Source organism: Streptomyces luteireticuli (genome assembly GCF_041519305.1).
GTDB lineage: Bacteria > Actinomycetota > Actinomycetes > Streptomycetales > Streptomycetaceae > Streptomyces > Streptomyces luteireticuli.
Window position 1 is genome coordinate 159,006 of record NZ_CP167928.1, and the last position, 24,779, is coordinate 183,784.

Genomic DNA, 24,779 nt, shown 5'->3' on the forward strand with positions numbered 1-24,779 from the left:
CCTGCACGTCGAAGAAGACCCCGACTTCGACGACGAATAGGCCGGCCCGAGGCCCTGACCTGCCTGAGGGAACCCAAACCCCGGGCGACACTGTCAAGTCACTGCTCGTGCAGGTGAATTGTGGCGTGTCGGCGGACCTCATGGCCAGCAATCGAGGCCCTGCGCGCTCGGCGGGACACCTGCCTCGGGGATCGTCTCGCCCCGGTACCGGCCCGGCCCGGACAGCCGACGGCGCCCGGCCGCCCAGACCACCACCGGCACCATCCAGCGCGCTGGCGTCACCCACGGCATCACCCAGGCTCCGCCGCCACCGGCCCGTGAACCGGCAGGGGCGTCAGCTGCCGCGGGACCCGGTCAGCGGGGTCGGCCCGGAGTCAGGACACCGAGGAAGACCGGCCGGCCCTACAGGCCGGTGCCCGGCAAGCCGGCCAGCGACTGCTGGCTGTCGACGCCGAGCACGAGCACCCGCTCCCCACAGCAGGCCATCACCATGACGGCCCCGAACGGCGAGAGCAGGGCAGCCGCCTCGGCGAAAGCTCGGCCCCGTTGCGGACGGAACACCGCAGACGGAACGGAGGCCTGAGCGGTCACGAGAGGCCCTTCGCCGAGTACGGGGCGACTGCCTACCAGCGGACGGCGCCGGCCCCGTCACTCGAAACCGGTCCGGCCAGTGCTTCGCCGTGGGAGTCCTGCTGGTGGTCATGAGGTCTTGGCGAGGAGCTGGTTGATTTCGACGAGGTCGGAGTGGTCGGGATCGGTGATCGCAGCGAGGAACTCACCGTAGCCCCAGGGACCGCCGCAGCCTTCGGGAGGACAGGCCCGGCGCCCGGTAAGGCAGCGCGGGTAGACGGTACCGGGAACGCGGGACAGGATCTTCTCGATCTGGACATGGTGCACCCAGTCGTCACCGAAGTCGTAGGTGTAGCCGATCTTGTCCCCGACGGCCGAGGCCACAACGTGCAAAGGGACCTTACGTTCGTCCTTGTAGCCGAGCTCGGTGTCGGGCCGCCCGAAGTCTCCTTGCGGGGTTTCGAAGGCGTGCATGTGGCAGTCCTCCCAGCCCATCGCGGCCTGGATCACCTGGTGCAGGCGGCCGAGCGGGACGTCTGCAGGCACCAGCAGGCGCCGCCAGACAGGGGGCCGGATATGAGCCAGGGAGACCTTGACCTGGAAGACAGAGTCGGCGGGCATCGGGTTCCTCGCAAGACCGGCAGTCGGGCGTGTCCGGACCAGTGTGCCCGGGCCGTCTGCCGCAGTTCCAACGGAACGCACGAACCGTCCGGTTGCACTCGACGGTCAAGTCGGCGATCTTGTCCAGCAGATACTGCCGACAGGCGAACACCGTGCTGGAGAGCCCGGCGGACAGGACCAAGAAGAAGATCTCATCGGGTAGGACCGCTGCATCGCTGCCGTGGCCCCCGGAGCCTCTTCACTACGCGGCGTAGGGGTTGATGATGGTGTCCGGTCGCTGTGCGGTAGCCACCACGGTTTCTGGGAAGGCGGGGCCGACGACCGCAGTGGCAGCCCTTCGTCCGCCCCAGGGTCCCTTGCGCGATCAGGATTTGTCCGGATTCGTCAGGTGAGGCCGAGGGCGGTCAGGGATCTGCGACAGTCGCTGGCGGCGTAGCGGAAGGCGGCGGCGATGTTGGTACGGCCGTCCTGACGTTGGACGCCGATGGCAAGGTTGCGCGGGCCGGCCATGATGCGTGGGAGGCAGTCGGTGCGCTGGAGTCTGCGGTGGTAGATGACCGGCCGGTGGAGGTCGCCGCTGACCTTGCCCGAGTCGCGAGGGGCCGGAGCGACGCCGGCAAAGGCCGCCAAGGCGTCCGGGGAGTCGAACTCGTCCAGGCCGCCACCGACAGCGGCGAGGAACTCCGCGCCGAGCACGGGGCCGATGCCCGAGACGCTCAGAACGATGTCAGCGAGTTCGTGCTCGCGAAACCGGCCCTCGATGAGCTTGTCCATCCCGGTGACCTACTCGTCGAGGGCCATCACCTCCTCGGCCAGGGTATGGACCAGCTTGGCGACGGTCTTCTCCCCCGGGGACGGCGTTGTGTTGCCGCTCGGCGGCCCCGACTGCCACTTCGGCCAGGAATCGCGCGTTGCCGACCTTGTGGTTGGCCAGCCACTTCGTCAGCCGCCCGCCGATGCCGACGGCACTGTGATCACCCCCATCAAGCGACGACCGCACACCGAACCGCACGACAAACACAAGAAATCGAACAGGGTCCACGCCTCACCACGGGCGCCCCTCGAGCCGACGATCTCCAGGATCAAGCAGTGGAGGATCTCCCACCACGCCCGCACCAGCCCGAACAGACTCACGTCAGTCGCCGCACCCATCCTCACCCTCATGACCTACACGTGAAAAAGACTCCAGGAAACATCCTCGGCTGCCGACACCCAGGGGCTGGAACCCAGAGCGATCACAGCCCTGAATCCATCTCCCAGCTCTATGAAATCGCTGGTCACCGGCTCGCATTTGGACGGACAGCGACTGAAGCGACTGAAATACGACATCTATGACGCGCGCATACTGGGGGAGTGCTGTCATAGTCCTGCACCTGCGTCGCTTCGGTCGCTGGCACACCTAAACCAGCATGATGATGCAACCGCACGGAATCCCTTGATGCCTCCACCAAACCCGGAACAGTTTACGGGCTCAAGCGCGAGCCGTGGACCCAGCCGCTCAACGACTCCGCACACCCCGGCAGTCGAGACACCGAACAGCACGGCGGCGACCTGCCGCATCGTCAGGTTCGTGCGGTATTAGACCGCGACCAGCAGCACCCGCTCGGCCAGCGGCAGGGCCCACGGCCTGCCTACCCGCGGACCGCCCCGCTCCCACACCACCCGCAACAGCCGGTCGAACTGCCCCGATGAGCGTCTCCACCCACACCCGCTCGGCCTGCAACACCCCATCCACACGGGTAAGTTGCCCGCCCACCGGGTTGCGGAACACGCTTTAGCCCGTACTCAGCACCGAGCACCCTGTCACCCGGACGGACTGCGGTTAGTGGACACAACGCCCAGCCAACCAGCAGGCTCCACGAGCACAGAACACTTCACCAAGAGACAAGACTTGAGTCGCTTCAGTCGCTGCAAGGAGGACGTATGCCGACTGACCTGCACCCTTCTCACAGCGACTCTCAACACTCCCCCTTCCACGCAACAAGCTTCGCCGCCCCGGCACCGTCCCGCCCCGACATGCTGGCCCTGGCCCAACAGTGCGCCGCATCCGACTGGCCTGTGCACCCCCTGGCGCCGGGCCGTAAAGTCCCCGTCCGCAATTGCCCCCCGTGCTCGGCACCCGGCCACACCCGCCACGGATGCCCTTGCCTCGGCACCGGCGGCTGGTGCCACGGCTTCCACGCTGCCACGACTGATCCCGGTCTCATCCGGTCATGGTGGACCACAGCCCCTACCGCCGGGGTCGGGATCGCCTGCGGCTCCGCAGGACTGGTCGTCATCGACATCGACACCCACCCTGGCATCGCGCCGGACCGCAACCGCCTCCTGCCCGGCATCCCCATCGACCGGAACGTCGACCTGACCGGCTTGAAGAACGGCTTCGACACCCTGGCGCTCCTCGCAGCACTACGCGGGGCTCCTGACCCTGCTCACGACGAGACGACCCTGCGTGTGCGCACACCGTCCGGCGGACTGCATATCTGGTACACAGTCCGCGACTCCCCTGGATGGCAGTGCTCCTCCGGTTCCGGGACACGCCGCGCACTTGCCTGGCAAGTAGACATCCGCGGAATCGGGGGATACATCATCGCTCCCGGAACCCGCACAGGCGCAGGAAACTATGCCCCCGTCGGCCCCTGCCACACACCAGCCCCCCTGCCCCCCTGGATCGCTCAGGAGCTCCAACGCACCGGTCACAGCCCCACACATCGAACTTCACTCCAGCACCGAACATCTTTGTTTCCCCACACGGCTACCTTGGCCCCAAAAGCCCCTGCACTGACACAACGAGTGCTGAGGAACCTTCTTGCCGATGTGGCCAGCTGTGCGGCAGCACCCGAAGGAGCAAGCTTCTCTGAAAAACTGAACCGCGCCGCATTCACTGCCGGCGGCCTGATCGCATCCGGCCACCTCACCCACACCGAAGCGCACCAACTCCTCCTGGAGACAGCACACCAGGCACGCCCCGGACAACAGAGCCGCTCCACTCGGATCATTCACAACGGGCTGACCGCCGGAACCTTGCGCCCCTTCTCTCCCGGAGGCCACCGGTGACCCTCCCGTCTTCAGAGGCCTTCGACGCTGTCCGGGCAGCACAACAGATCCTCGCCCAATCACTCGCTCCCGTGTACACCCCCAACACCACCACACCGTCGCCGAACACCACGACACCCTTCCGGACAGCCAGCACTGGCCTGCTCCCTGACTCGCTCACCGACCGCGGCATGGCCAAGGTCTTCGCCCACCTCTACACAGGCGACTATCGCCACATCAACGGCCTGGGCTGGTACAAATGGACAGGCTTCCGCTGGGAACCCGACGAACATGACACCATCATCTGGGCCGCCGGCGGCCTCGCAGAAAACCTGGCCGCCACCGACCCCGCAGGTATCTATACCGACACAGAACTCCGTCACGAACGCCGACGAGCCATGTCAACCTCCGGCATCAAAGCCATACTCCAGCAGGCAAAGTCAGCCGAAGGCATCCGGCTCGATGCCCGACGAATGGACGCCGACCCCTATGCCCTGTGCACCCCCCACGGCGTGGTCAATCTACGCACCGGCCGCATCAGCACTCCCAACCCCCACCACGACCTGCACTCCCGCTCGACATCAGTAGGCCCCCAGCCTATGGCGACACCACGCTGGAACCGCTTCCTCACCGACACCTTCGGCGACGATCCCCAAGGCCGAGAAGTCATCGCATTCCTCCACCTCCTGCTCGGCTATTCCATCACTGGAGACGTCGGCGCCCAGATCCTGGCCTTCCTCTACGGCCTGGGTAAGAACGGTAAAAGCGTGCTCCTCGACGTCCTGGTCAAACTCCTCGGCGACTATGCAGATGCCGCCCCGCCCGGCTTCCTGATGGCACGCCCCTTCGAGGGGCACCCCACCGACCTTGCTGAACTGCACGGCCGCCGTGTCATCGTCTGCAGCGAACTCAAAGCAGGCGACCGTTTCGACGAAGCCCGCGTCAAGCTCCTCACTGGCGGTGACATCATCAAAGCCCGCCGTATGCGCCAGGACTTCTTCTCCTTCATTCCTACCCACAAACTCTTTCTCTTGGGAAACCACCGACCAGAAGTCGGCACCGGAGGCTTCGCCTTCTGGCGCCGCATCCGCCTAATTCCCTTCGAACGAACTGTTCCCGATAGCCGCACCGTCGACAACCTCGCCGACATTCTCGTCACCGAAGAGGGCCCCGGAATCCTCACCTGGATCATCAACGGAGCCACCCGTTACCTGAGCGGCGACAAAGACCTCACGGGCCCCGAACAGGTCCGCATGGCCACCACCGCCTATGCCGAAACCGAAGACCACATGGGCCGATTCCTCACAGAATCATGCACTACCCGCACAGGGCTTCGAGCCGAACAAAAACATCTCTACCTCGCCTACATCCGCTGGTGCGAAGGAGAAGGAGCCACCCCCGTATCCTCCCGTGTATTCGCCGCTCGGATCCGTGAAACCCTTGGCCTTAGATCCCCCTCTCAAATGGCTACCTCAAACTCAAAAAAGTACTACCCAGGTATCAGTCTCAACACCCATCTTACGAAGGAGACCCGATGCGTCTCCTGAACCAAAAGGCAGGCCAAGAGGAACTGACTGGGGAAAAGGTGACCCACTGCATGAGCGCACTGATCGACCCTCAGGACCTCGCTCACGAAACGGAGCTCGTGTGGCTAGAAGACACGATCCCTCTGGACTATGTCCGCCAGGCCCTCGACCGCGTCACAGGCCGCCGACGCCAGCCTCCCTACCGGCGCGACGGCCGTCTTATCGGATACGCTGTCCTGGGCCCCACCGCGAAACCGTCCCCCGCCTCCGGAACCTATCTACGACGGGTCTTCTGGCTTGCACCCCACGACCGTGACCAGCAGCCTCGCGGCCTGTACGCCACGACTGCCCCCGCAGAGGCGGTCGATCCACGCACTGTCACAGTGGGCGTCAAAGGGCATAAGACCAGGCGATCTGAAGGCGTACTGTCATCTGGAAGGGAAAACATTGCATTACTAAAGAGCTAGTAGGGCGTGTCCGAAATATGGGTCTTCCGGGATTCTCGTAGCCAGTGATCGTGTGAACTGGCTGTGGGTCGCGGGCGTTGATGCTGACAGCGTGTGCCATCGGACTGGAGGACCTTACTGCCACAGCTGGCCATGGTGGAGGTCGAGACGACTGAGGCCGGTGAGAATCTGGAGCCTTTTTCACGTGTAGATTATGAGGGTGAGGGTCGCTGCGGTGGCTGACGTGAGCCTGTTCGGGCTGATGCAGGCATGGCGGGAGATCCTCCACTGTTTGATCTGGGAGATGGTCTGCTCGACGGGAGCTCGTAAGGCGGCGTGGACTGTGTTCGACTTCTTGTTTTCCCGGGGAGTTCGGTGTCCGGGCGGCGCTTGATGGGGGTGATCACAGTGCTGCCGGCGCTCTGGTACCTCCTAATGAGGTTGTCAAGCCGCTGCTGTGACTGCGAGTTCGCGGTGGAAGCACCGTCCGTCACGGATCAGGGCCCACAGGACGTTGACCCGTCGTCGGGCCAGGGCGAGGACGGCTTGGGTGTGCCGCTTGCCTTCGGCGCGCTTGCGTTCGTAGAAGCGGCGGGACTCGTCGCATTTGCGGATGCTGATCATCGCGGACGTGTAGAAGACGCGTTGCAGGCCGCGGTGGTAGCGCCGGGGGCGGTGCAGGTTGCCGCTGATGTTGCCGGAGTCCCGGGGGACCGGGGCGACGCCTGCGAAGCTGGCCAGGCGGTCGGAGCTGCCGAAGCGGCTCATGTCGCCGTTGGTGGCGGCGAGGAACTCGGCGCCGAGGATGGGGCCGATGCCGGGCATGCTGGAGATCACTTCGGCGAGTTCGTGTTCGCGAAACCGGGCCGCAATGAGCTTGTCGATCTCGGTGATCTGCTCGTTGAGGTCCGTCACCTCCTTCGCCAGGGTGTGGATCACCTGTGCGGTGATCTTCTCCCCGGGGACGGCGGTGTGCTGGCGCTCGGCCGCTTCCAGGGCTGCCTCGGCGAGGGCTTCGGCGCCGCGGACCTTGCGGTTTCTGAGCCAGGTCTCCAGGCGGCTGCGGCCGGTGCGGCGCAGGGCGGCCGGTGTCTGGTAGCTGGCCAGCAGGACCAGCGGGCCGACGTTGCCGAGATCGAGTGCACGCTCCAATGCCGGAAAGATGCTGGTGAGCTGGCCGCGCAGGCGGTTGATCCGGCGGGTGCGGTCCGCGTTGAGATCGGCACGGCGGTCCGTGAGGATCCGGAGCTCGACAGCACGTTCGTCGTCCGGCCGCAGGATCGTCAGGTCCCGTCGCATCCGGGCCTGGTCGGCGATGACGGTGGCGTCCTTGGCGTCGGTCTTGCCCATGCCCCGGTAGCCGGCGGATGCCCGGTTGACCGCCAGGCCGGGTATGTAGACGAGCCGCTGTCCGTGGTTGAGCAGAATGTTGATCAGCAAGGTGGCCATGCCGTCGGCGACATCGACCGCCCAGACCACATCTTCGTCGGTTGCCAGTACGTCGGCGAGAAGAGCCAGCAGCTCCGGCTCGTCGTTCAGCACCCGCCGCGACAGCAGCCGCTTGCCCTCGGCATCCAGGACCACGCAGTGGTGATGCGTCTTGCCGATGTCCGTACCCGCCCAGATCCGGACCACCTGTTCCTCCGGTCGTTCGATGCGCTGTTCTCCCGGACGACCTCGCCAGCGTGGTCCTACTCAGCGATGCACCCGCAGGGGCCCGCAGCTCCTAATCAGCGGCCGAGTCGTCGTGAGACACCGGGCGGCCAGGTGCCAAAAACCATCGAGGGCAACCCCTTGAAAGCCATACCCGGTGTCTCTGGATCTCTGGACCTTACGACGGCCCGTCCAACCCACGAACAACGTAGGACCCTCCTAATGGGGCGTATCGGGTTGTAGCAGACTCGACGTCGTAGCCGCTGGCAGGTGAGCACTACACCCTCGGAGCCGTTCGAGTTCTGTAGTCAGACCGTGCCCCTGCCGCTCGGCCGGGAGGCCATGACTGCCGATGAGATGGCGTGCCCGCCGGGGTGCCGGGCGTGAGCACTGGATCCACTAGGGCGCGAGCTGTGTCTTCCGCTTGTTGCCCGGCACGGCGGTGAGCACCTGGACGTGTCCGAGGTGACGATCGGCATCGAGACGGACCGGGGCGCGTGGGTGCAGGGCTTGATCGCTGCGGGCTACCGGGACTTCGCGGTCAACCCGCGTCAGGCCGGTTCAAGGAACAGTATGCGACCTCCGGGGCCAAGAGCGACGCGTACGCGCTGGCGGACATGGTCCGTATCGATCACGCCCAGCTGCGTCCGGTCGCGGGCGACAGCGACCAGGCCCCAGGCTGTCAGGGTCGTCGCACGCGCCCATCAGACACTGATCTGGGAACACATCCGCACCTTCCAGCGGATGCGCGCCGCGCTGCGCGAGTATTACCCCGCCGCCCTCACAGCCTACGCCGACCTCGCCCGGACCAGCACCGATGCCCTGGAACTGCTCATCAAGGCCCCGACCCCGCGGGCGGGCGCGAAGCTGACCCGCACGCAGATCACCCATGTGCTGGCCCGCCACCGCCGGCACCACCGGGACGCGAAGGCCAGCACGATCCAGACCGCGCTGCGTGAGCGGCAGCTCACCCTGCCTGAGCCGGTCACCGCCGCCTACGTGGCCGCGGTGACCGCTCACGCCAGAGTGCTGATCGCTGAACGAGCAAATAGAAGCGATAGAAGTGCAGGTGAAGGCGCATTTTCGCGCGCACCCGGACGCTGAGATCTACCTCTCGATGCCCGGCATCGGCGAGGTCACCGGCGCCCGGGTGCTCGCCGAGTTCGGAGACGGCCCCACCCGCTACACCTCCGCGAAAGCCCGCAAGAACTACGCCAGCACCAACCCCATCACACGCGCCTCCGGCAAAGTCCGCACCGTCCAGGCCCGCTTCGTCCGCAACAACCGCCTCGCCGACGCCCTCCAGCGCCAGGCCTTCTGCGCACTCCAGAACTCACCCGGCGTCCGCCGCTACTACGACCGGCAGCGTGCCCGCGACCTCGACTACAACTCCGCCCTCCGACAAGTCGGCAACCGCCTCGTCGGCATCCTCCACGGCTGCCTCAAGACCCCCGCACCCGCTACGACGAAGCCACCGCCTGAGCCCAGTACGCCCAGGCCCCCGCTTGGCACCAAACACGATGAGATGTCTGACCTGCAGCGCTACTCAGGGTGAAAGAGGTTTACTGACAGCACCACCTCAGCTGTAACCTCGCGGCATTGCTTTGCAACAGCCCTATATTGCGGCCTAATGTGCTGGAGACGGCTAAACAACCGTAGGCCATGATTGGGTACTAGCTCTTTTAATATCCAGTGACGCCGGTACCGAATCGGTCTATCCACGAGCCCGCTTCTTTGGTTGATGTCCAGTCCCAGAGCGAGAAGGACTCACGGTTCAGGTCCTTTCGAAGCTCGGGTGGCGTGTTTGATATCTTCCTAATGCAGTACTTCATGAGTTCAGTGTAAAATTGAAGTATCTCCTCATCTGTAAATCTCAGGGAGTGGTAGAGCTTTTCTGATGGACTTGTGGTAAGCATGTCAACAAACTCATTAACGAGGGAGTCTTTCAGTCCCATAGAGTGAATCTTATTTTTTCTTACCTTGATTGCCGCTTGTATTTGCAAAACGGTTTTTGCCTCGTTGGCAAGTGATAGCCACTCTCCTTTGCTAATGAGCGGGGATGATGTTACTTCTTTTTCAAGCTGCTCAAGCATTTGCTTTGATACCTGCGACTCTAGGCTTGTGTTCCAAACCCCTGCAATCCTTTCGTACGGGTGCTGGAGAGATTTGTAGCGCTGATGAAAATCGACCCTAAAGTCCTCGTGCAATGTATTGAATGCGACAGCCAGTTTTTCGCCCATATCTTTCACGAATTTATCCGGGGGGGGAATTTTCGTTCCCCAGTGCGCAAGCATGTAAATTACAGCTGGCGCGGCCAGGGCCAGTCCAGCCGGGCCGGCCCAGGCAGTGAACGCAGCATACTTCAGGGCAAGGATTGCTATGACGTCTGCTGTTAATCCCAGGACGTCGAAGGTCAAGGCCCATATATCAATATTCTCTTGAGTGATATTGTTGGCGAATGAGAGAAGGTTTGCGAACAGCGATACGAATGGCGTAGCTCTCCCAATCATCGTGGCGCCGGCTTCGTACCCCAGTCTGCTCATGGAGTTTGCGATCAGAGGCATGGAGACAGCTATACTGGATCCTGCTGCTACCATTTTGGCCAGGCTGTCACCTTCCACCTTTCCGCCAGCAAATATAGAAACTCCGAGGTTGGTAGCCATTAAGATCGTGAAAGCAGCGTTTAAGGCTTTTGTCGGAACTGCAGGGATCTTGATGCGGTCGGTTCTTACATGACCCTTGCTGCTGTTTACTTGAAGCTGAAGTTCGCCGACTTCCTTGTGGAATTTCTTCTGGGCGGCATATAAGGCGTCTGTTGCTTTAGTCCACTGCTTCCTGTAGCTTACAGTCCAAAAGTCAGGCTTCATCTCCTTCAGGTCGGCAAGGACTTCCATTTCGCTCGGGAATGGTTTACTTGTATATTTGTCTGGATAGACGTGCCGGTGGAATATTCTTGTTTGATTGATTCTGCTTATATACTCGTCCCCTGAGGCTATTGTCTTCTTCGCCTGGTCGATGAGAGGATTGCCCTTAGAAGGGGTCTCAAGCATGCCTTTTAACGTCACCCTGCTGAGGTCGTGTAAACCCTCACCAATTTTCAAATCTTGGGCGACGCCGAGCAGAGGGTCAGTTGACCGCGCTAGCCCTCTCCAGTCGAATGAAGCGTCGACTTCGCTATACCCCTCCTGCACTAGTTCATCGAACCAATCTTCCGTCTTCTTCAGCTGGTCATTTTCTTCGTACCGAATGTTCTGGGGGTAAGGTTCGAGTACTTCTCCCTGATCCAATCCGTGCGGAAGAGCACGTTTTTCAAAGCGGTTTGTGACGATGGCACCGACGGCAATGTAAGAGAATCCGCGTCTTGTCTGCTGCACGTCAAGTGATACGGGGTGCCATTCGTTGTCCATTGAGATGATACCTATCAGCCCCTTGTACCTGCCGAGGCCGACCAGAGCCAGTATGGGAAGTCGCTCACCCGTAGTGGAGAGTGGCGGTGGACACTTCACTTCCGCTCCCTTAGCTGTCCACCTGAATTCACCACCTTGAGGCAGAGAAAGGAATGCAGATGAAGTTTTATTTAGCGTGAAGACTTTCCCTGAGCCGAGTCTATCTTGGAGGCCCAGGCCCGTTGGGGTGACATCCAGGAGATAGATTTCGCCGGATTGGTGAACTGTTGGCGTTTCCTGAGGGCTCCCGGGCGGCCCGCTGGGCGAGTCTTCGCGAAATATTCCGTACCACTCTCCTAGAATAGTCGCCGACATGAAGGCGTATCCGCTGTAATCTTTTCGCAAAATTCCAAGATGGGTTCTTTCTGCATTATCGGAGCCTTGCATTGCAGAGAGGCGACTCCTCACGAAGTCTATAGTTTGCTTTCTGACGCTTGCGGGTACCCTTGCCTCCATTTTATATTGTCTTTGATTTATTATCTCCTTCATCAGGTCAAAATTAGCGACAGGCGAGGTGCCTTTGTTTTTTCCGGTAGCTTCTGCTTGCCGTCTTATCCTGGATCTCGTCTTGGGTTTTTTTAGCCGCCGCTTGGCGAAGGGGCGTCTGAGCAGCATCCGATAACCTCCGAATGCCTTCCTGGTGCGCTGTTCTTCCTGCGTTATTTCTTCCGCTCTTCCTACAACTACGCGAGAGATGTTGGTTAGGGATTCCGTACCGGGGGCATAGTAGCTCGTATGTGCTTTTTCCAGATTCTCGGCGATCCCTATTTCCTCCCTCCAGTGATAGTCGGCCTTCATGCGAGTGACGTTGCCATAGTTTTTGTGTGTCGGGTCGATACTGAACCAGTCGAGCACGCTGACTATATCTTTGCCAGTGGCGGCGACGAATATATTGCTCGGAGGGACATTGAGATGTTGGGCGCGAAGGCCTGTGCCGGGGCTGCCAAGGAAGACGAGATTTTCGGGGGCGGCACCTGCCACGGCGGCGTGGCCGGCAACGACGCTTCCGTAGCTGGCTCCGCTGATCGTTAGTATCGGCTGGGCAGGAAGGTTCGCGCGGCGTCGTGCAGGATTTTCCTTTTCCTGCCAGTAATGACGCCATATGCGGAGATCCTCCTTGAGGATTTTTGCGCCTTCCTGGGCTGGCATCTCCCCCATGACCTCCAGATGGCCTTGCCGGATGTCTTTGGGGGCCTTGTACCCCATCCAGGCCACGATAGCGACTCTGGCCCCGGGACGGGTGCGCAGGCATTCAGTGTGGAGGTTGCGCGCATGTCGGGCCAGCTCTGGAAGATCCTTCAGTGAATTGCCCATGCCGGGGACCAGGACCGCAACGTACTCCGCTGTAGCCATGTCTCCTACAGCCAGGGCTGCGCGGCCGCACCCATCCCCGAAATCTGGTTGATAAGACAGTAGAGTTCCCTCTCTTCCTGTCCCCGCCATCGATATGGAGCCCCCAACCGCGACTATTGATTCCATCACGATCTTGGCGGCGTCTTGTTCACTCACACTTCCCGACGACGCGTCACTGACACAACGTATCCAGTTGAGCATGTGTGCGTTGATGAAAGGGTCGTCTTTGCCTACCGGGATATCTAAGGTCTCTTTCTTGATAGCTTCGGCCTCGGGTTCCTCCCGCTGGTTTCCCAGTGCCGGCAGGTGCTCAAGCGTTGGCCAGCTACTGATAACGTGTTTGGCAGAGTGGCTGCCTCCACTATCCCAGGTACCGAGGCTGCCTCCACGATAAAAAGCTTCAATAGAAGGACCACTGACCCCACGGTGTTGGTCTCTGAATCGCCGCGCTCGGCTAAGCTTCTTCTCCACACGGTCCATAAGGTTCATTGGCTTACGGGACTTGCGTGCCTGTGCCACAGCTCTGAGAGACTCTATGTTAGTTCCAGCCTTTGCTGCCTCGTAGGCACCTTTTGAAGCGAGCTCCTTGACTTGTTCTCCAGCAGGTATCTTGTCAGCGAAGCCTGTTGCTGCCGCCTCCACACCAGCCTTAAGAAGCTCTTCCGCGGCATGAGGTACAAACTGCCGTACAAATCCTCCAGCCCCCTCCACTGCCACTAAGGGATGGGCAAGACCACGCTCAACGTTCCTCCGCATAGTCTCCAAGTTTCTTCTTCCCTCAATCCGGCTCCCGGCGTACAAAGCGCTACTGTGAAGTTTTTTCAGATACTTAGCTGGTTCCTTAACAAATACACCGGCAGCCAGGTCTACAGCATGCCCGGCTGTACTCAAAATTCTGCGTTCGGCTTCGTTCGCGCCTTCCCGTTCAAGAGCGGATCTGGAAACCTCACCTGCATTGTTTATAAAGCCGATCACTTTCGATCCCCATCCCATCCCTTCCCAGAGGTACTTCTTTTTCCCTAAAATAGAAGGAATCTCTGGAGTGAGAAGGTTATAGAACGCGGATTCCCCTGCTGTCTGACGCGGATTTCTCGCCATTGTGTTCGTGATCTCAAGCGGATCAGCAAGTAATTCATACTGGGCCCACAGATGGTTCTGCGCGCCCCCCGCCACAGGCGACTTCGGAACAGGTAGATCACGTTCCTTTGCCAGACTCCGCCACGTGATCGATGCAGCCTGAGCACGAACCATATCGAGCTCTTGTACAGAAGCAAGAACCGACCCCCATTCCTCAGCATCCAGAGTACCTGCCGCGATTGCCTCCGAAAGACGATCCGCGAAATCTGCTGCCTTCACCGCAGCAAGCCTCACATGTGGAAGAGGTCCCTCAGGATTCTCGCCCGACGTCTTTAGATAGTCCCGCAGTGCTACCTCGTTACCGAGAGCTGCCCACTCAGTTAGAGAAGCTGAAGCCAACTCGAAGGACGTGAGATGTTTCAGAGAACCCACAAGCTTCAGCTCTGACTCCCACGGATTCCAGCTCCCGCTGAGAACATGCGTGGCCATAGCCAACTGATAGCCAAGCATGACATCTGGGCGCTGAAGCGTGCCCTCCCGCTCTTCAATCACCCCGTACGGCACCGACAGGACAGCCCACGTCCCCGACCCATCCTGGGCCTCCTCGAAATCACCAGGAAAAACATCACGCCTCGACGCATTCCTGCCCGCATTAGCAATAATGATCCTCAACCCGCTCTCCCGTAGCCTGAAAGGTGATGACAGATCAACCTCCTCCAGGACCTGCCGACTACGGCCAGTACTTTCATCCCGACTATAAGCTGCCCGCTTGCTTCCACGCTCACCCCCCCAAGCCGCCGGAACGGGAATAAGTTTTCTCACCGAATCAATCAAAGCCGACCCCGATTTGTATGGGGCCCCCCATTCCGTCGAACTCAAAGGCTGCGTCGCAAGCAACTTCAAGAGACCCTTCACATACCGTGGAAAATCCTCCCGATCCGCACCCTGCTGTGCTCGCTTCTCCTCGGCCCTTCGACCCACCCGCTGCGCTCGCTGTACCTCGCCTTGTGCATACTTCTGGATACCCCTTCCTCCCTCCCGCGGATGGACCCCTACCGCACGTAGGACGTCCAGTACATCCGCTCCTGTGCAACAAATTCCACCCCCGAGATCCACTACATCTAACAAACGCCTTCCGCCGTCAGGCCCCAGACCAAAATAAAGCGTTACTTTCGTTCCCGCCCCGCCTTCTACGACCGCAGTGCCCTCAGCCTCATTGCTCTTGCGCCAGCTTCTTTCCTCATCTGACAATGCCTTGTCCACCGGGCCATAAGAACGATAAATATCGGAAATCTCTGCTAGCTGTCGAGGAGCTCGCCCTTCCGTAGGATCTCTCTCCGTTGCCAACAGAGCAGTGAACGTTTCCTTGTTGAACCTAGCGCGTGGAGAACTCCCTCCCGGAGCCACACCCTGGGATCCTCCCGTAACGGCACGATCTTGCTGCGACTCCGGCGAAGAGTGCTTCGGACTGATGTTTTTCATCGCGCACCTCTGCTGCTCAGTAGGGTAAAGAGCCAGTTACTGAGTTTTTCGGCGTGAGGTCGGGGTGTGTCCGGTGATCGCGAGGCCGGTCTCGGCGAGACAGCCGTCGATCAGGTCAGGGCGGTACTGCAGCTGTCGAAGACCATGGCGGAGGGTTCGGGTGAGGTCGTCGGGGCCGGTGAAGGCTGCGTTGGCCTTGGGCCCTGCCCCAAGGCCGGGAAGTTAGAAGCCATCTCATTTGGCTATAGGCTTCGGATCATGGTGGGGATCGTTGAGCGGCTGGTGCCGGACGAGTTGTGGGAGCTGTTCCAGCGGGTGGTGCCGGAGGCGCCGATGCGGCCGCAAGGCGGTGGCCGGCGACGGCACGGGGACCGTGAAGTGCTGGCCGCGATCGTGTTCGTGGCCACCTCGGGCTGTACATGGCAGCAGCTTCCGGCGGCCTCGTTCGGGCCCTCGGGGGCAACGGCCCACCGGCGTTTCACGGAGTGGACCAAGGCCCGGGTATGGGCGAAGCTCCACCGGCTGGTCCTGGACGAACTCGGCGCCCGCGGCGAGCTGGACTGGTCGCGGTGCGCAGTGGACTCGGTGAACATGCGCGCGGTGAAAAGGGGGATCTGACCGGCCCGAACCCCGTGGACCGCGGTAAGTACGGCTCGAAGATCCACCTGCTCACCGAACGTACCGGCCTGCCCCTCTCCGTCGGGATCTCCGGGGCGAACCTGCACGACAGCCAGGCCCTCGAACCCCTCGTCAAAGGCATACCGCCCATCCGCTCCCGCCGGGGTCCCCGCCGCCGCAGGCCCGCCAAACTGCACGCGGACAAGGCCTACGACAACGCTCACCTGCGGCGATGGCTCCGCAGCCGACACATCACACCCCGCATCGCCCGCAAAGGCATCGAGAACTCCCAACGTCTGGGACGCCACCGCTGGACCATCGAGCGCACCATGTCCTGGCTCGCCGGATGCCGTCGGCTCCACCGCCGCTACGAACGCAAGGCCGAACACTTCCTCGCCTTCGCCGGCATCGCCGCCACCCTCATCTGCTACCGCCGACTCACCAAATGAGATGGCTTCTTAGCCTCGCGCTTTCGCGGGCTTGGTCATCCGTGTGTTGACGGCGAATGAGAGAAGTGCTCCTGGCCTGCAACGATGGGACTTGTCGAGGGTCCTGTTGCTGCAAGGAAAGAAGCACTTCTCAGGTGCGGAAGCGTAGCGGGTTCTACCCGTGTGTACGTGTGCAGAGCGGTGGTTCTGCCGTGATCTCCCGAGCGGGGGCTGTCCTGTTGACCGAGACGGTCCGCAAGTCCGGCCTGGACAAGGCGGTGTCGGCGGCGCTGGTGCCGTGGCGCAAGCCCCGTGCAGTGCACGATCCGGGAAAGGTTCTGCTGGATATGGCGCTCGCGGTGGCGCTGGGAGGGGACTGCCTGGCCGATGTCGCGATGCTGCGGGCCGAGCCGGCCGTGTTCGGGCCGGTGGCCTCGGACCCGACGGTGTCCCGGCTGATCCGCACCCTCGCCACCGGCGGGACACGCGTGCTGACCGCGCTCCGCCGGGCCCGGGCCCATGTCCGCTGGCGGGTCTGGGCATTGGCCGGGAACGACAGCCCGGACGCGGGCGGTGAGGTGACCGTAGACCTGGACGGGGTACTCGTCATCGCGCACTCCGACAAACAGGACGCGGCCGCGACCTGGAAGAAGACCTTCGGTCATCACCCGATGACCGCCTTCGTCGACCATGGGCCGGGCGGATCCGGCGAGCCGGTGGCCGCGGTGCTGCGGCCGGGTAACGCGGGCAGCAACACCGCCGCCGATCACATCGCGACCACGCGCCTGGCCCTGGCCCAGCTGCCGAAGAAGTACCGGCGTGGACGCCGCACCCTGATCCGCACCGACACCGCCGGTGGCACGCACGAGTTCGTCAACTGGCTCTCCGCGCGGGGCCGGTGGCTGTCGTACTCGGTCGGCATGACTATCACCGACGCCGTCCACCAGGCGGTGCTGAAGGTCCCTGCCACCGCGTGGACTCCTGCCATCGAGCCCGGCGGCGAGGTCCGCGACGGGGCCTGGGTGGCCGAACTCGCCGGGAACATCCTGGCCGGCTGGCCACCCGGGATGCGCCTGATCGTCCGCAGGGAACGACCGCACCCCGGGGCCCGGTTGCGGTTCACCGACGCCGACGGCAATCGGCTGACCTGCTTCGCAACCAACACCAAGGACACCCCCATCGCCGCTCTCGAACTGCGGCACCGTCAAAGGGCCCGGGCCGAGGACCGCATCCGGGCCGCGCGGGCGACCGGCCTGCGCAACCTCCCCCTCCACGACACAGCACAGAACCAGGTCTGGCTGGAGATCGTCCAGACTGCCCTCGACCTGCTCGCCTGGATGCCCATGCTCGCCCTCACCGGCCCGGCCCGGTGCTGGGAACCCAGGCGCTTGCGCTTCCGGCTGTTCTCCGCCGCGGCCCGCCTCGTCAGCACCGGCCGACGCCGGATCCTCAAGCTCGCCCGGCACTGGCCCTGGACCAGTGTGATCACCAATGCCCTGGCACGACTCGAAGCCTTGCCGAACCCCGGCTGACCAGCACCTTCCCGTCCCAGCGAGCAGCATCACCCAGACCGGAGCCGTGGAACCCGGCGCCCACCCGACACGACAGCCGGGCCCACGGCATGCCCCTCAACAGCCCGAGCAGCCAAAACGGCCCGCCAGAGAAACCGACGGACCGTCATGAAAGATCGAGGCTAGTCGGTCGCTGCCGATCTCGGAGTGAACACCGAGACATTGCGGAACTGGATCCGGGCTGCCGATGGACGCCGCTCCGGTGCCCACTCCGCGCCGCCGGCCGCTCCGCAGCCTGGCGGTGACGCCGTCCAGGCGGAGCTGGCCGCCGCGCGGAAGAGGATCCGGGAGCTGGAGGAAGAGCGCGACATTCTCCGCAAGGCGGCCCGGTATTTCGCGGGGGAGACGCGCTGGTGAACCGCTGCCAGTTCGTTGACGATCACCAGCGCCGGTTCGGCGTCAAGCGGCTCTGCGACATCCTCGGGATCGCGCGCTCGAGCTTCTACTACTGGCGCCGCACCGCTCCCGCGCGGGCGGCACGGCAGGCCGCCGACGACCGGCTCGCGGACCGGATACGCAAGGTTCACAAGTACTCCGACGGCACCTACGGAGCCTTTTCCAATCTTAGCTGTGGGTGTGGAGGTTGAGGGTGAGGATGGCGTGGACAGTGGGGGTGATGCGGGTGGTGCTGCAGCGGAGCTTCCGGAGAAGCCGCCAGTTCTTGAGGGTGGCCATGGCGCGTTCGCCGATGGCGCGGATCTTCGCGTGAGCGCGGTTGACGGCCCGCTGGCCGCGGGAGAGGTTCTTCCGGCGGCCTCGGTAGGGGACGCGGACGGTGCCGCCGGCTCCCTGGTAGCCCTTGTCGGCCCAGCAGGTGACGCCGGCTGTGGCGAGGGCGTCGATGATGCCGTGCGTCCGGGCGGCCTTGATGTCGTGGACAGTGCCCGGCAGTGCTGGTGAGGCCCAGACGATCCGGCCGACTGGATCGGTGACGACCTGCACGTTCATCCCGTGCCGCTTGTGTTTCCCGGAGTAGTAGGGCCGGTCCGCGGCCACGCGGTCGATGGGCAGGAGGGTCCCGTCGAGGATCACGAACGCCTTGCCCGTGGCCGTCTGTACCGCCTGCTGCAGGGTGGGGGCGAGGGCGGCCAGGACGTCGATGCCCTCGTGGACGTAGCGGCAGACGGTGGCGATGCCGATCGCGAAGCCCGCCGCGAGACGGGCGTAGGTGTCACCGCACCGCAGATGTGCCAGGACCACCAGCGCCTGCCGGCCCGCCGACAGTCGCCGCCACCGCGTCCCGGTCTCCCGGCGGCGCACCACCAGCTCACGGGCCAGGAACCGCAGGTGCGAGCTGGACAGATCGATCGCCGACGGGTAGACAAGCACACGAAGCTCCTGGCTGGACACGGTTGATCTTGGTCGACAACCCGTCTACCAGGAGCTTCGTCGTTCCGTCCAGCTCAGCACCCCCACTGCCCCACACCACAGCACCAGGTTGGAAAAGGCTCAATATAGTCGTGCAGCAGACTCACCCCACGGTCTTCGACTGGACCCATGCCGTCTGTGACGGAGCACAGGATCCAGACGAAGGCCGCCTTGCTGTCCAGCAGTTATCACCACGAGTGATCAAGTTCGAGGAACGATTCGACCAGCGACGATAAATCGCAACATCCTCTACCAGAACTATCGCGACCCCCTCGGCCGCTTCCCCGAAACCCTCGACACCGTGATCCAGCTCGAACTTCTCCGCGCTTGGACCAACACCAAGATCAACCACTTCTGAATAACCTTCCCGGCAGGCCCCTTCCTGGATAGTCTTCTACGTTTCGTAAACACCCTGTCCTGTTATCCAACCATTTTTTATTGCTTCGGCGCGACTAAGCCCTGGCCATGGCCATTGTGTAACCGGCGAGTTGATGGCGATGTGGATGAGATTCTGTTTCTTATTGGGGGCAGGGACAGGGAAAGTATGTCGGCCTGGTTTAGTAAACCTTACTAAGGTGGAATCTTTACCGAAGCCATTGCTCACTACGATGCCGGCCGGCAGTTTTTTGGGGATATTAATTACCATATCTATCGAGTCGTAGCTGAAATCCGCAATCGTTTCTCCGGTGTCTTTCTGGATGATTGAGAAAAGGTCCCCGAAAACCACTTTTGGGAAGTTCTCCCCTCGTTTGATCGAAAGTTCTTCGATCAGCGTGAGCTGATCTTGACCCCGGTGTGATTCTTTTTTGTAAGATGCGATCTTTAGGTCGTGTCCGCAGTTATTCCGGATGCTTGCTTTCACCTTCCCCTCGGGTTCGGGTCTCCCGTAGCTTTCATGAGGTTTAGGCTTGTTGAGCAGACTTTTCTCCAACTGGTAACAGTGGTATACAGCACTCTTGAGGAGTCCGAGCTCGTATTTAGTGAACGCACCGTACTTATTCCAGCTTGCGTAGATGTCTCCGGCAACCGCGTCTTTAATGTTACCCCAGGCAAACTGGACTACCGAGAGTAATGAATTGGCTACGTCCGTGCTGGGTACAGGATTATAGTTTTCAGCCTTCGATGTGGCGTTACTCTTCAATCCTTCCTGCAATTTTTCGATAAAAGTCGTACTTTCGGTATAGTGGAGATACTTGAGTGCTTTGTCTACGACATCAGCTTCGGCGGGGTAGTTTTTTCTGAGCCATGCGAGGTCGGAATTCCTGATTCGGTCGACCAGCCCAACAGCTTGGATTCCTAAATCGACTGGTTTTAGAGGTGGGATTGCCTGTGAGAATGCTCGCTTAAGTGCAATGTCCCAACCCTTACGTACTCGTGCAGCCTTACCGAAACCGATCACAATCTGCTCGTTGGTCGCAGGCAGCCCAGGTGTACCGCGAAGGACGTGGCTGAATCTGATTTCGAGAGGCAAGTCCGTATCTTTTATTATACCCTTGGAGACGAGAGTGTCGTATGAATCGGAGATTTTGATTGATTTTCCTTCGTTATTGGCTTTATTGGCGTCATTGATTTTCTTGTGCAGTATTGCCAGTCTTTTGAGTACTGCGGCCGCAAGGTATGCCAACTTGTCCGGCGTTACTTTAGTCATATCCGCCACACTCGGAAGTTTTTTATCAAGCATAAGTGAACCTTCGATCCCAGTCTGCACACTCAAGTCACTGACCGGGTCGGTGGCTTGTTCGGGAAGCGCGGATGAAGAAAAGACTGGCCCGAGAGCGTTTGCTAAGTACCCGGCAGCATTCTCTGCAATTTTGTACAAATCGGAAAATGTTGAATACCATTTGTCGGGAACGTCCATGACTCGGAAATGGAAATCGGGGTCGAATATCTGAAAGTCCCTGCGGAATTGATCCCCGATATCGCGCCTCCTTCGCTGTCGACCTAGCTCTCCACTTTCAAGTCGCTGAGCGCTGGGGAGCTGGGTGAGGGGCGCGGAGTTTTGTTTAATATCTTCGATAGCTGTCGCTGCCCCTGAGGGTGATGTGCCAGTCCACGGTGGAGGATTATGAGGCAGTTTGAGACTGTCTGAGCCGTATAGGGCCATAACGAAAAAATCTCGCATTGATTGAATGCGCGGGATGAATGGTTGCTGCTGTTCGGTATCGCCTGCGCCTATATGCGACCGGCGAATTGCGTCGTCTAGTTCTCTTTTTTGCTTATTTTCATCTTTCTTTCTCTCTTCGATTTTTTCTCTTCGGGTTTTACGCTTCTCTCTGATGCGAGGAGCCATGGTTGCCTACCTATTCTCTGCTTATAGAAAGGGTGGTGTCGGTCGGTGGAAGCGGTTGAGCTAGTGAGGGGCTCGGTGAAGACTTCTGCGGTTATTCGGTAGTCGAGGATACATCGTGGGCGTGCGTTGAGTTCGGTTGCCACTGAACGTCTTTCGTGCGCCCAGTAGAGCAGGAGGTGGCACCGTGACGTAGCGGTGTTGTTGCTGTTCGGAAGCTCGTCGTCGCCTGCCGGTGGGAGTCCGGTCCGGGTAGCTGCCAGGAGGCCCGGTAGCAGGCTGGCGGCGACGGAGGGAAACTCCGGCGTCGAAGCCCAGCGTCAATGGCCCTGTGACAGGGGGAAGTGCCGTATCCCCTTCTCCGGCGCATCAACGAGTACTTGGTGCGTTGGGCTTGCCGGAAGTACAAACGACTTCACCGCCGGGAGAAGAAGGCGAGGGAATCCGAACCTCTTCGCCCACTGGCGGTTCGGTCTCAAGCCTGATGGCTGGGCGATGGGAGCCGTGTAAGCCGAGAGGTTTCCGCACGGTTCTGCGAGCGGCGGCGGGTGAGATTCCCGCTGCCGACTCTCCTCGTGGCCCTGTGCCACACGGAAGAAGAAGCGAACACGGTCAGGAGGCGGCTCGGAGAGTGGTTGGCCCCGCGGGGACTCGCCTTCAACACGGAGAAGACCAAGACGGTCCATCTGAATTAAGGTTTCGATTTTCTCGGGTTCAACGTACGTCGGTACGACGGCCAACTGCTCATCAAACCGACAGGGCTGATTCATAGTCGGGGTGATCATGTGGAGCTGCTGGTCACGGCCGTGTGGGGGCTCTGAGGATGGCCGTGACGAACGCACCGAAGCTCCGGTTGACGGGGTGACCTCTCAAGTCGCCCTGAACACCCGGAGCTTCGATGTGCCGTCAGTCTGCCACCGTTTGCCTCGCCAAGTCGCCTTCGCGTCAACAGCGCGGACTTCCCTGCATGGCAGCCCGGCTGGCCGTCCTGCCCGACCCCCGTGACCGGCGCGGACGCCGCCACCCCCTCACCTCGGTCCTGCTGGCCGCCGCCTGCGCGGTCCTGGCCGGCGCCCGTTCCTACCTGGCCATCGGCCAGTGGACCCGCCACGCACCCCAGGACACCCTCGCCCGTCTGGGATTTCCTGCGCGTGGACCACTCGGCGTGCGCCGCCCGGCCTCACTCTCCACTCTGCGCCGTGTGCTGACCCTGGTGTGCCCCGGCGGGCTGGCCGACCTGCTCGGCACCGACCCGGCAGGGGCCGACAGTCTGGCCGTTGACGGCAAGAGCGCCCGCGGCTCCCGCACCGACACCGCCCCGGCCGCCCACTTTCTGTCGGCTGTCACGGCCGCCGGCCGCGCCGTCAGCCAGCTGCGGGTGCCGGACAAGACCAACGAAATCACCGGCTTCACCGCTCTGCTGGCCCCGTTCGACCTGACCGGCACCGTGGTGACCGCCGACGCCCTGCACACCCAGCGCGAGCATGCGAAATGGCTGGTGGAGGCGAAGCAGGCGCACTACCTGCTGATCGTCAAGGGCAACCAGCCGGCCCTGCACGCGGCGCTGAAGTCCCTGCCGTGGAAGGAGGTGACCGCCCGCCGCTACGACCGCGAGGCCGGGCACGGACGGCGCGAGACCCGCTCGGTGCGCACGCTCACCGTCACCGGTCTCGGCCTGGGCTTTCCCCACGTGGTCCAAGCGGCGAAGATCCTGCGGCACCGCACCGATCTCAAGACCGGCAAGGTCACCCGGCAGACGGTCCACGCGATCACCGACATGACGCCGCGCGAGGCATCGCCGCAGTTCATCGGCCGTCTCGCCCGGTCACAATGGGGCATCGAAGCCGTCCACCACATCAGAGACGTCACGTTCGCCGAGGACGCCTCCAAGATCCGGACCGGATACGGACCGGAGAACATGGCCACGCTGCGGAACTTCGCGATCAACATCCTGCGGGATGCCGGCCACCGCAGCATCGCCGCCGGACTGCGCGAGGTCTCCTACGCGCCGTTCGCCCGCCCGCTCGACCTGCTCGCACTGGCCTGACCTGCAACTCGACATGATCACCCGGACTTTGAACCAGCCCTGATCAAACCGAGTCGCACGGCAATCAAGAGAATCAAGGAGCGGCTACGGGAAGAGGTCAAGGCCCTGCGTGGCTCGAACGCTGCCGCGCTGATAGCCAAGCTGAGTCCCACCATCCGGGGCTGGTCGGCCTACTACCGCGTCGCGGTGTCCAGCAAGGTATTCAGCTTACTGGACACCTACGTGTGGCGGCTCACCTTCAAGTGGGCGCGACACACGCATCCAAGAAAGTCGAGGACCTGGGTAGCCAACAGGTACTTCGGCAGATTCAACCCGTCCAAGGACGACAAGTGGGTGTTCGGCAACCCCGAGAACACCTCCTACCTGGTCAAGTTCGCCTGGACAAAAATCGTGCGCCACGACATGGTCAAGGGATCGGCATCAGTGGATGACCCCACCTTGGTCGACTACTGGGACAAAAGGCTGCACAAGACGGTACCGACGACGCTGGATAAGAAAACCCTTTCGATGGCCTACCTTCAAAAGGGAGTCTGCCCAGTGTGCCGTCAAGCGCTGATCGCCGACGCGGAATACCGGCCCGACAATCCGCGCGAGTGGATCGAATGGTTCGCAACGGCAAAGAAGAGGCTGGAGAAACATCACCTCGTCTATCGAAGTCTCGGCGGGTCGGACGCACGGACAAACCTCCGCCTTATGCACTCGGAATGCCACCAACATCACCACGCAGGTGACAGGTGGGAGAACGGCAGGATTGCCGCTGCACGGCCCTTGCGGTCTGCTTGAGCCGGATGCGGGGATAACTCGCCAGTCCGGTTCTGAGGGGGGCCTCCCGCAGCAATGCGGGGGACCTACCCGACGGGGCGATGAGCACTGGCGCAAGCCCCTCACGAGCACCAAACGCACCATGACTCGCCATGACGCCGCTTCGGTGGCGATCGGCAGGCGCGCCCTCGGACATCCGATCCGGCGACGGACGGCACCGCCCCACGACGACCGGAGCGATCGTCGCGGGCATCGGACCGTCCAGGCCGATCGTGGTGTCCCAGGGCGTGAGGAAACCCGCCCCCGTATTCCCGGACCACGGACACGATCCGTGCAGCCGGATGCGGAGCGAAAGCGGGCGACCAGGGCACCCAAAACCGTTCGGGATGCCCGCAGAGACCAGGCGTGGGCCCAAGACTCACTCCTGCTCACTGAATAGGGACTGAATAGGAACGGTGGGGGTCTGATTGCTGAGCGGCAGGCTGTCCGGG

General features: G+C 62.0%; 15 protein-coding genes and 6 pseudogenes. 13 read left to right on the forward strand and 8 right to left on the reverse strand.

Going from position 1 to position 24,779, the window contains the following annotated elements; all coding sequences use genetic code 11:
* Positions 1-402 precede the first annotated feature (402 nt).
* The 4 genes and pseudogenes from AB8735_RS36340 to AB8735_RS36355 all read right to left on the reverse strand — a co-directional run.
* Positions 403-591, reverse strand: coding sequence for a hypothetical protein (locus AB8735_RS36340; RefSeq protein ID WP_372412124.1), 189 nt, complete (start codon positions 589-591; stop codon positions 403-405).
* Between the two features lie 108 nt (positions 592-699).
* Positions 700-1,191, reverse strand: coding sequence for a plasmid pRiA4b ORF-3 family protein (locus tag AB8735_RS36345; protein WP_372412125.1), 492 nt, complete (start codon positions 1,189-1,191; stop codon positions 700-702).
* 384 nt (positions 1,192-1,575) lie between these two features.
* A pseudogene (locus AB8735_RS36350) lies at positions 1,576-2,140 on the reverse strand (transposase); the annotation flags it as partial.
* Between the two features lie 515 nt (positions 2,141-2,655).
* Positions 2,656-2,926 (reverse strand): annotated as a pseudogene (locus AB8735_RS36355) (transposase family protein); the annotation flags it as partial.
* 281 nt (positions 2,927-3,207) lie between these two features.
* On the opposite strand from AB8735_RS36355, the gene AB8735_RS36360 reads away from it, so the two are divergent.
* The 3 genes from AB8735_RS36360 (at position 3,208) to AB8735_RS36370 (ending at position 6,217) form a co-directional block, all read left to right on the forward strand.
* Complete coding sequence (locus AB8735_RS36360; RefSeq protein WP_372412453.1) at positions 3,208-4,245, forward strand: bifunctional DNA primase/polymerase; 1,038 nt, start codon at positions 3,208-3,210, stop codon at positions 4,243-4,245.
* A 170-nt stretch (positions 4,246-4,415) separates the two neighbouring features.
* Positions 4,416-5,771: a phage/plasmid primase, P4 family gene (locus AB8735_RS36365; RefSeq protein ID WP_372412454.1), complete on the forward strand. Its 1,356-nt coding sequence runs from the start codon at positions 4,416-4,418 to the stop codon at positions 5,769-5,771.
* Between the two features lie 50 nt (positions 5,772-5,821).
* Positions 5,822-6,217 carry a DUF6009 family protein gene (locus AB8735_RS36370; protein ID WP_372412456.1) on the forward strand — a complete coding sequence of 132 codons (396 nt, stop codon included), beginning with the start codon at positions 5,822-5,824 and terminating at the stop codon, positions 6,215-6,217.
* A 423-nt stretch (positions 6,218-6,640) separates the two neighbouring features.
* On the opposite strand, the gene AB8735_RS36375 is transcribed toward AB8735_RS36370, so the two are convergent.
* Complete coding sequence (locus AB8735_RS36375; protein ID WP_372412126.1) at positions 6,641-7,831, reverse strand: IS110 family transposase; 1,191 nt, start codon at positions 7,829-7,831, stop codon at positions 6,641-6,643.
* A 762-nt stretch (positions 7,832-8,593) separates the two neighbouring features.
* On the opposite strand from AB8735_RS36375, the gene AB8735_RS36380 reads away from it, so the two are divergent.
* Positions 8,594-8,953, forward strand: a complete 360-nt coding sequence (locus AB8735_RS36380; RefSeq protein WP_372412127.1) for a hypothetical protein — start codon at positions 8,594-8,596, stop codon at positions 8,951-8,953.
* Positions 8,919-9,404 (forward strand): transposase, encoded by a 486-nt coding sequence (locus AB8735_RS36385; protein ID WP_372412128.1) that lies wholly within the window; start codon positions 8,919-8,921, stop codon positions 9,402-9,404. Before AB8735_RS36380 ends, AB8735_RS36385 begins: the two co-directional genes overlap by 35 nt.
* Positions 9,405-9,531: 127 nt before the next feature.
* Here the strand turns inward: AB8735_RS36385 and AB8735_RS36390 are convergent, their stop codons facing one another.
* Positions 9,532-14,397, reverse strand: a complete 4,866-nt coding sequence (locus AB8735_RS36390; RefSeq protein ID WP_372412129.1) for an alpha/beta hydrolase — start codon at positions 14,395-14,397, stop codon at positions 9,532-9,534.
* Between the two features lie 1,068 nt (positions 14,398-15,465).
* On the opposite strand from AB8735_RS36390, the gene AB8735_RS36395 reads away from it, so the two are divergent.
* The 4 genes and pseudogenes from AB8735_RS36395 to AB8735_RS36410 all read left to right on the forward strand — a co-directional run.
* A protein-coding gene (locus AB8735_RS36395; RefSeq protein WP_372412130.1) for an IS5 family transposase occupies positions 15,466-16,274 on the forward strand; the annotation gives its coding sequence in 2 pieces (ribosomal slippage) (positions 15,466-15,814 and positions 15,814-16,274; 810 coding nt in all).
* A 134-nt stretch (positions 16,275-16,408) separates the two neighbouring features.
* Positions 16,409-17,785, forward strand: coding sequence for an IS1380 family transposase (locus AB8735_RS36400; protein WP_372412132.1), 1,377 nt, complete (start codon positions 16,409-16,411; stop codon positions 17,783-17,785).
* Between the two features lie 186 nt (positions 17,786-17,971).
* Positions 17,972-18,067: pseudogene (locus tag AB8735_RS36405) on the forward strand (hypothetical protein); the annotation flags it as partial.
* Positions 18,068-18,106: 39 nt separating this feature from the next.
* A pseudogene (locus tag AB8735_RS36410) lies at positions 18,107-18,378 on the forward strand (IS3 family transposase); the annotation flags it as partial.
* Between the two features lie 10 nt (positions 18,379-18,388).
* On the opposite strand, the gene AB8735_RS36415 reads toward AB8735_RS36410, so the two are convergent.
* Both AB8735_RS36415 and AB8735_RS36420 read right to left on the reverse strand, forming a co-directional pair.
* Complete coding sequence (locus tag AB8735_RS36415) at positions 18,389-19,153, reverse strand: transposase family protein (protein ID WP_372412133.1); 765 nt, start codon at positions 19,151-19,153, stop codon at positions 18,389-18,391.
* Positions 19,154-19,586: 433 nt separating this feature from the next.
* Entirely contained in the window at positions 19,587-21,482 is a 1,896-nt protein-coding gene (locus tag AB8735_RS36420) for a hypothetical protein (RefSeq protein ID WP_372412135.1), read from the reverse strand.
* Between the two features lie 572 nt (positions 21,483-22,054).
* Between AB8735_RS36420 and AB8735_RS36425 the strand changes: the two are divergent.
* The 4 genes and pseudogenes from AB8735_RS36425 to AB8735_RS36440 form a co-directional block, all read left to right on the forward strand.
* Positions 22,055-22,237 (forward strand): annotated as a pseudogene (locus tag AB8735_RS36425) (hypothetical protein); the annotation flags it as partial.
* Between the two features lie 209 nt (positions 22,238-22,446).
* Positions 22,447-23,526: an ISAs1 family transposase gene (locus AB8735_RS36430; protein ID WP_372412136.1), complete on the forward strand. Its 1,080-nt coding sequence runs from the start codon at positions 22,447-22,449 to the stop codon at positions 23,524-23,526.
* A gap of 72 nt (positions 23,527-23,598) precedes the next feature.
* Positions 23,599-24,309, forward strand: coding sequence for a group II intron maturase-specific domain-containing protein (locus tag AB8735_RS36435; protein WP_372412458.1), 711 nt, complete (start codon positions 23,599-23,601; stop codon positions 24,307-24,309).
* A 76-nt stretch (positions 24,310-24,385) separates the two neighbouring features.
* Positions 24,386-24,727, forward strand: a pseudogene (locus AB8735_RS36440) (IS200/IS605 family accessory protein TnpB-related protein); the annotation flags it as partial.
* Positions 24,728-24,779 lie beyond the last annotated feature (52 nt).

Bases quoted from the DNA above. Each gene is read 5' to 3' on its own strand.
- AB8735_RS36430 (WP_372412136.1), top strand. From the start codon at position 22,447: ATGGCAGCCCGGCTGGCCGTCCTGCCCGACCCCCGTGACCGGCGCGGA.
- AB8735_RS36370 (WP_372412456.1), top strand. From the start codon at position 5,822: ATGAGCGCACTGATCGACCCTCAGGACCTCGCTCACGAAACGGAGCTC.
- AB8735_RS36420 (WP_372412135.1), bottom strand. From the start codon at position 21,482: ATGGCTCCTCGCATCAGAGAGAAGCGTAAAACCCGAAGAGAAAAAATC.
- AB8735_RS36360 (WP_372412453.1), top strand. From the start codon at position 3,208: ATGCTGGCCCTGGCCCAACAGTGCGCCGCATCCGACTGGCCTGTGCAC.
- AB8735_RS36365 (WP_372412454.1), top strand. From the start codon at position 4,416: ATGGCCAAGGTCTTCGCCCACCTCTACACAGGCGACTATCGCCACATC.
- AB8735_RS36345 (WP_372412125.1), bottom strand. From the start codon at position 1,191: ATGCCCGCCGACTCTGTCTTCCAGGTCAAGGTCTCCCTGGCTCATATC.
- AB8735_RS36380 (WP_372412127.1), top strand. From the start codon at position 8,594: ATGCGCGCCGCGCTGCGCGAGTATTACCCCGCCGCCCTCACAGCCTAC.